Annotated in this window: 8 protein-coding genes and 1 pseudogene; 4 read left to right on the top strand and 5 right to left on the bottom strand. The window is 50.5% G+C overall.

Going from position 1 to position 7472, the window contains the following annotated elements:
* The 3 genes and pseudogenes from GF617_RS01785 to seqA all read right to left on the bottom strand — a co-directional run.
* Positions 1-215, bottom strand: a pseudogene (locus GF617_RS01785) (transposase domain-containing protein); the annotation flags it as partial.
* Between the two features lie 171 nt (positions 216-386).
* Positions 387-2027, bottom strand: a complete 1641-nt coding sequence (gene pgm / locus GF617_RS01780; RefSeq protein WP_181622685.1) for a phosphoglucomutase (alpha-D-glucose-1,6-bisphosphate-dependent) — start codon at positions 2025-2027, stop codon at positions 387-389.
* A gap of 24 nt (positions 2028-2051) precedes the next feature.
* Positions 2052-2600, bottom strand: a complete 549-nt coding sequence (gene seqA / locus GF617_RS01775) for a replication initiation negative regulator SeqA (RefSeq protein WP_181622684.1) — start codon at positions 2598-2600, stop codon at positions 2052-2054.
* Between the two features lie 183 nt (positions 2601-2783).
* On the opposite strand from seqA, the gene ybfF reads away from it, so the two are divergent.
* The 4 genes from ybfF to fur all read left to right on the top strand — a co-directional run bounded on the left by ybfF (position 2784) and on the right by fur (position 5398).
* Positions 2784-3557: an esterase gene (ybfF, locus tag GF617_RS01770; RefSeq protein WP_203450927.1), complete on the top strand. Its 774-nt coding sequence runs from the start codon at positions 2784-2786 to the stop codon at positions 3555-3557.
* 128 nt (positions 3558-3685) lie between these two features.
* Complete coding sequence (gene ybfE / locus GF617_RS01765; RefSeq protein ID WP_181622682.1) at positions 3686-3973, top strand: LexA regulated protein; 288 nt, start codon at positions 3686-3688, stop codon at positions 3971-3973.
* 155 nt (positions 3974-4128) lie between these two features.
* Positions 4129-4659, top strand: coding sequence for a flavodoxin FldA (gene fldA, locus GF617_RS01760; protein WP_014069353.1), 531 nt, complete (start codon positions 4129-4131; stop codon positions 4657-4659).
* Positions 4660-4951: 292 nt separating this feature from the next.
* Positions 4952-5398, top strand: coding sequence for a ferric iron uptake transcriptional regulator (fur, locus tag GF617_RS01755; protein WP_032681417.1), 447 nt, complete (start codon positions 4952-4954; stop codon positions 5396-5398).
* Positions 5399-5530: 132 nt separating this feature from the next.
* On the opposite strand, the gene chiQ is transcribed toward fur, so the two are convergent.
* Both chiQ and chiP read right to left on the bottom strand, forming a co-directional pair.
* Entirely contained in the window at positions 5531-5860 is a 330-nt protein-coding gene (gene chiQ / locus GF617_RS01750) for a ChiQ/YbfN family lipoprotein (RefSeq protein WP_203450935.1), read from the bottom strand.
* A 46-nt stretch (positions 5861-5906) separates the two neighbouring features.
* Positions 5907-7304, bottom strand: coding sequence for a chitoporin (gene chiP / locus GF617_RS01745; RefSeq protein WP_203450926.1), 1398 nt, complete (start codon positions 7302-7304; stop codon positions 5907-5909).
* Positions 7305-7472 lie beyond the last annotated feature (168 nt).

Here is a 7472-nt window from a genome sequence, read left to right as displayed (position 1 = left end):
CAGTACGGTCAGTGATATCCATCAGATTTACGATTTCTGTCATTGGACGGTCGCAGAAAATGGACATCCCTACGACAAGCCAAATCATCGACTCTGACGGTATCGGTCAGCGTGAGGCCTGCTGAATAAGCGCCGGGGGAATGAGGTCGGCGAGACTACGGGCACGCTCTGGAGTGCGTGGCGTTGATAATGCCAAGTGCCTGATAAAGTTCCATTTAAAAAGGGCTCCATAATGAACATGGAACCCTTTTTACACCAGCCACCGGATCGGTCAATCGATCCTTAACTGATCGGCATTAACCTTATGGTTGCCGTTTTTAGTGTTTTCTCCCTCATTCTGTGGGAGAAGGCTGGAGTGAAAGCATCAGCCCACACCAGAACTACACTTACGCGTTTTTCAGCACTTCGCTGACAATCTCTACCGCTTCTTTCTCGATCAGCTTACGGTGCTCATCACCGAGGAAGCTTTCGCAGTAGATTTTGTACGCGTCTTCCGTACCAGACGGACGCGCGGCAAACCAGCCATTCTCGGTCATGACTTTCAGGCCGCCAATGGACGCACCATTACCTGGCGCAGCAGTCAGACGCGCAGTAATCGGATCGCCTGCCAGCGTATTGGCGCTGACCATTTCAGGGGAGAGTTTAGACAGAGCGGCTTTCTGCGCAGATGTCGCTGCCGCCTGAATGCGGTTGTAGCTTGGCGCACCAAAACGTGCGGCCAGCTCATTGTAGTGTTCCTGCGGGTTTTTCCCGGTAACGGCGGTAATTTCAGCCGCCAGCAGACACATAATGATGCCATCTTTGTCAGTCGACCACGGTGTACCGTCGAAGCGCAGGAAAGATGCCCCTGCACTCTCTTCGCCGCCAAAGCCGAAGCTACCGTCATGCAGACCGTCAACAAACCATTTGAAGCCCACCGGGACTTCCACCAGCTTACGGCCAAGTGCATCGACCACACGGTCGATCATCGCAGAAGAGACCAGTGTTTTACCGACAGCGACCTCTTTGCCCCACTGTGGACGATGCTGGAACAGATAGTTGATCGCGACCGCCAGATAGTGGTTCGGGTTCATCAGACCCGCCGGGGTGACGATACCGTGACGGTCGTAATCCGGGTCGTTTGCAAACGCCAGATCGAATTTATCACGCAGCGCCAGCAGACCTGCCATAGCACACTCTGAGGAGCAGTCCATGCGGATTGCGCCGTCTTTATCGAGATGCATAAAGCGGAAGGTTTGATCAACGTGATCGTTCACGATGGTCAGATCCAGTTTGTAGAATTCGGCGATACGTTTCCAGTACTCGATCCCGGAACCGCCAAGTGGATCAACGCCCAGTTTCAGGCCTGCTTTCTGGATCGCAGCGATATCAACGATATCAGCCAACCCTTCGATAAACGGCTGGACCAGATCCAACGCTTTCACGTGACCTGAGGCCATTGCCGCATCCAGAGAGATGCGCTTTACACCTTTCAGATCGTCCGCCAACAGGGCATTAGCGCGGTCTTCTACCACTTTAGTGACGTTGGTATCTGCCGGGCCGCCGTTAGGTGGGTTGTATTTGATACCACCATCATCTGGCGGGTTGTGGGATGGTGTAATAACGATACCATCAGCCAGCGCACCACCTTTTTTGTTGTGCACAAGGATCGCGTTAGAGACCGCAGGCGTCGGGGTAAAACCGTTATTTTCCTGGACAATAACGTCCACGCCGTTAGCGGCCAGCACTTCCAGTACGGAGATGAAAGCTGGCTCAGATAAAGCGTGCGTATCCTTCCCTACATAGCACGGACCCGTCACGCCATTTTTCGCGCGTTCTTCCGCGATGGCCTGGGCAATGGCCAGAATATGCGGTTCGTTAAAGCTATGGCGACCCGCGCTACCGCGGTGGCCAGACGTACCAAACTTCACTGCGTGTTCTGCGTTACCCACAACCGGTTTCAGTACGTAGTACTGCGCGGTCAGTTGGGCGACGTTAATCAAATCGCTTTGTTGTGCAGGTTGGCCTGCACGGTTGTGATTTGCCATTGCCGGGTCCTTCTTATGCAAGGGTTAGATTGTACCGCAAACCTTTTCGATCAATTCCGCCGGGAACTGCATGGACTGCATGATGTGTTCAACCATGCTGCACTTGCGGCCCGTGTTGGTATTGGTAATCACCCAGTATGGCGTACCAGGGACATGTTTAGGTTTGGTTTGATTGCCGTTTTGTAGCAACGTCTGCTCGTCACCCGCAAAATACACGCGCGTACGACCGTGCAGCGACTCGGTCGCTTCAGCAAACGCTTTGTTATCCAGTGAATAGAGTGTAGACAGCACCAACATAAAGCGGTTAACCGCCTTTTTCTGCTCTGCGTATTCATCAGAAAGCAGCAGTTCGCGCATCGCACGCACTTTATCTTTGACCGGCGTTTGTGCCGGTTTAACTTGCGCAGCTACACTCGGCTGAAGCACAACATCTTTAGTAACAGGAGTGACAGGCTGTGAGGCGGCGGAAAATTTCAGCATGCGCCGTAAAATGTCGGACGCGCTCTCCCCGATATGCCGCGTTTGGCTGGCGATATACTGATAGAGCTCATCATCAACTTCGATTGTTTTCATCTTAATCCAGTGCGATATCTTATCTGAATACAAGTCGTTGGGATTATAAAGTCAAATCCCAACAGCGGATAGCGTCAAGCCAGGTTGGCGGCAAAAGTCAGAATAAACTGGATCCTTGCAGCCGGGCGGCAGAATGGTCAACATAATACCCTAACCTGACATACGTAAAAAAAGAACTTTGCCATGAAATTGAATACCCGAGCGCAATCTGCACAATCGCCGAACAATAATTCCCCTATCGTACTGGTTCACGGCCTGTTTGGCAGCCTTGATAATCTGGGTGTACTGGCGCGCGATCTGGTTACCGATCACGACATTTTGCAGGTCGATATGCGAAACCATGGCCTTTCCGGTCGATCGCCGGACATGAACTACACGGCAATGGCACAGGATCTGCTGGAGACACTTGACGTTAATAACCTCGAAAAAGTCACGCTGATTGGGCATTCACTGGGCGGCAAAGCCGTTATGGCGCTGACCGCGCTCGCACCTGAGCGTATCAATGGGCTGATTGTTATTGATGTTGCCCCGGTAGATTACGACGTTCGTCGCCATGATGAAATTTTTGCGGCAATTAATGCCGTGACAGACGCCGGTGTATCTACCCGCCAACAGGCGGCAGCCATTATGCGCGAGCACCTTGATGAAGAGGGTGTTGTGCAATTTTTGCTGAAATCTTTCGTCGAAGGTCAGTGGCGTTTCAACGTTCCGGTGCTGTGGGATCAGTACCGTCATATTGTCGGCTGGGAACCCGTGCCTGCCTGGTCACACCCTGCTCTCTTTATCCGTGGCGGCAATTCACCGTATGTTACTGAAGCGTACCGCGATGCGATTCTGGCGCAGTTCCCTCAGACACGAGCCCACGTGATTGCCGGAGCTGGGCATTGGGTGCACGCAGAAAAACCAGAAGCTGTACTTCGCGCTATCCGCCGTTATCTCGCTGACATTGAAAATTGATTAAAAAGACAGCGACTGGAAGGCTACAGGCTTCCAGTCGTTGGCGTGCCGTTTTCCGTGATGTATGATTGCGCGCTTATCGCCTGGGCATTAGCAGGGCGGCGTGTTTCCCCCGAAGTCTCAAAATCATGGCCAAAGAACAAACGGACCGCACGACAATAGATCTGTTCGCGAATGAGCGTCGCCCGGGACGACCCAAGACCAATCCGCTTTCACGCGACGAACAGCTGCGTATTAATAAACGCAATCAGCTTAAACGCGATAAAAATCGTGGGCTTAAGCGTGTCGAGCTAAAGCTCAATGCTGATGCCGTCGATGCACTTAACGAACTTGCTGATGCACGCAATATCAGCCGTAGTGAGCTGATTGAAGAGATGTTGATCGCGCAACTCGAAAAATCACACAGCAAGGTGTAAGTCGGATAATTCCCTTTCTCACCCTTTTCATGTAGCACAGAGTGCAGTCCTGCGCGATAGCAGTTTCCGCAGGGTTGTCAGTTCTGCTATTATTGCCCCTATCCGTGGACAAATCGCGCCACCATACCATTAAGTTTCAAGAGGTTATTTTACTCATGGCAATCATCGGCATTTTTTTCGGCAGTGACACCGGCAATACCGAAAATATCGCAAAAAATATTCAAAAACAGCTCGGTAAAGATGTTGCCGATGTGCATGACATTGCCAAGAGCAGCAAAGAAGATCTCGAAGGCTATGACATCCTGTTGCTGGGCATTCCAACCTGGTACTACGGTGAAGCACAGTGTGACTGGGACGATTTCTTCCCAACGCTGGAAGAAGTTGACTTCAACGGTAAACTGGTTGCCCTGTTCGGCTGTGGCGATCAGGAAGATTACGCAGAGTACTTCTGTGACGCACTGGGAACAATTCGCGATATCATTGAACCACGCGGCGCGGCGATTGTAGGCCACTGGCCAACAGCGGGTTACCACTTTGAGGCCTCTAAAGGTCTGGCTGATGACGATCACTTTGTCGGTCTGGCCATTGATGAAGATCGCCAACCGGAGCTGACCGCTGAGCGTGTTGAAAAATGGGTGAAACAGATCCGCGAAGAGCTGAATCTGGACGACATCCTTAACGCTTAATGATTGATGCGGCGCAGCATTTGTGTTGCGTCGCAGTATCAGGTCGTACCAATTAAATTAATTGCTACAAACTTTTAACTTTTGCGCTCATACCTGTACAATAACTGTCTGGTAAAGGGGTCGCTTTCTAACAAGTTTGTTGGCGATACCACGTTTTTATAAGCATACTTTGCTTGAGACTTGCAGTTTTCATTTAGGCATGGCAGTTCTATAATGAGACGCATTATCCCAAGTGCATTTTCTGTCACTTCTTCTTTAGAAGTGAATCGTTTAGCAACAGGACAGATTCCGCATGACTGACAACAATACCGCATTAAAGAAGGCTGGCCTGAAAGTTACGCTTCCTCGTTTGAAAATCCTGGAAGTGTTGCAAGGACCGGATAACCATCACGTCAGTGCGGAAGATCTTTACAAACGTCTGATCGACATGGGCGAAGAGATTGGGCTGGCGACCGTATACCGTGTTCTGAACCAGTTTGATGATGCCGGAATTGTCACCCGTCACAACTTCGAAGGCGGTAAATCCGTGTTCGAACTGACGCAACAGCATCATCACGATCACTTGATTTGCCTCGATTGCGGCAAAGTGATTGAGTTTAGCGATGATTCCATCGAAGCGCGTCAGCGTGAAATCGCAGCACGTCATGGCATCCGCCTGACTAACCACAGCCTGTACCTGTATGGTCACTGTGCAGAAGGCGATTGTCGTGAAGACGATCACGCGCACGACGCGAAATAAGCACGCTTTCGTACTCTGAGCCAACCTTACGGTTGGCTTTTTTTTGCCTGAAATATCAATAAAAAAGCCCGGAGATGCATTGCTTACTGTATTGACAGTAAACGAGCGTCTCCGGGCGTGGCAAACAGCTTACTATTTGGTGTTATTGCTACGAATTTCCTGCCAGATTTTGTCGCAACGTTTTGCCACTTCCTGATCGTTACCGGTTTTACGCGCCTGAATACAGGCCTGGTAATCCATCACTCTGACATTTTCCTGCGTCGCGAATTGCTCATGTGCTTTCTCTTTCTTCAGCACAGTCAGTACACTTTGGCAAGCTTCAATTTTTTCCGGCGAGCCTTCAGCCGTATTAATGCAGGCGCTGTAAGCCTCTTTCAGGCGAGAATCTTCTTTCGGGGCCTGAGGTTGCGCACAGGCTGTAAGCCCGGCAGCCATGACGGCAATAAGCACGATTTTTTTCATCATTTCAGTCTCCTTTCCGGCGGGACTCAGCCCGCCGGAGGGTTCATCAGAAAATAGTGAACGGCGCGATAACCATAAATTTCACGTCACGCTCATCCTGGAAGATGTTGCCGTAACCGCCCGCATAGCTCGGGATATCGGAATGGTTGTCATACTGAGTGAAGTGAAGCTTGAACATCGTGCCTTTTGCGCGGCCATCCTGCAGTGTGTAAATCGCATCCAGGCTGTAAGAGGACTCTTTCAGACGGTAGTTAGGGTCGTAGTAAGCATCCGGGGTGGCCATATCGGCAGGCTTCGCATCCCAGGCGTAAGCATAAGATGCACCCACTGCCCAACCCGGGAGGTTCCAGTTCTTCAGGTCATACATCGCGCCGAAGAAGACGGCTTTTTCGCCATCGGCGTTAAAGTCAGAACGGTTATCCCACCAAATATCCAGACGACCGTTTGAAGAGGCATAGGTTGGTGTCATACGTTGCAGGAAGTAGCCTTGCTGGCCTTCAGCTTTCACCCAGGTCCCTTCCAGACGTAAATCAACCTGACCGACTTTGTAGCCAAACGTCAGCGCCTGCAACCATGCTGTGCCATCATAAATATCGTTAACCGTTCCATTGCTGGCTTTGTCACGCGTACCATAGAACTGGTAGCTGGTGCTCAGAGGACCACCAATGATGTCGAATTTGTAGCTGGCTTTCGCAAAATACTGATCGATATACCCTTCAGCCTGACCAAATGCGGCTTCAAGAACCAGATCGTTTTTGAAATCGTACTTCGCACCGAGTGAGTGGAGATATTCTACTTTGGTTTTTCTGTCGTTCTGATAGAACTTGTCCATCTCAATATGCCACGGCGCTTTGTACTCGTTGGTCCACATATAGGAGAAGCTCAACGCGCCCGCATCACCGTAGTCAAAATTAGCTCCGGCTTCTGCGCCCTGATAAGTACCAGGCATAAAGCTCCAGTGCGGTGCTAACAGGGTTTGTCCGGTTGGCTGAATATAACCTGCTCGAGCCCATACAGGACCGTATTTGAATTTTGCAGCCGCTTTATACAGGCTGACCCCGCTTTTATCGCCAGACCAGTCTTCTTTGTACGCTTTATTACTGGAAGAGAAGGCAATTTCGTTCGGGTGGCCGCTATCGCCATTTTCTGCCATTTCAATTGCGGTAAATGCTGCAATATCAAGACCGAACATATCGGCTGCATAACCAGACTGGAAATCCAGGTTGGCGTTCCAGGTGGAGTGAGAAAGGTTGGTTTTATATTTGTCTTCGGTAACATCTTTACGATCACGCTCACGCTGCCAGTAATAGACACCGCCTGTTAACGTGGAATCATCGACAAATCCTGCTGCATGAACTTCAGGGGAGACAACCCAACCAGACATTGCTGTGACACCGGCAATAGCCAGCGCCAGCGCACTACGTTTGCCACTGAACGTACGCATAGATAAATCCTCTTTGACGAATTAAAACGCCTAAACGGCGAAAAATATAAAAGACCTGATGGTCTGGGGTAGTTAGAAATACCCTCGAATTAACTACCGCCTTTAGGTTATTTTTCGCGACGCGAATTATCAATGCTTTTTAGTAGGCAAAAGTCAGGATTATGACGA

It is taken from the genome of Lelliottia sp. RWM.1 (assembly GCF_016859735.1).
Taxonomy (GTDB): Bacteria; Pseudomonadota; Gammaproteobacteria; order Enterobacterales; family Enterobacteriaceae; genus Enterobacter.
The sequence above is the reverse complement of the archived record's forward strand: the minus strand, read 5'-3'. Positions and strand labels throughout refer to the sequence as shown.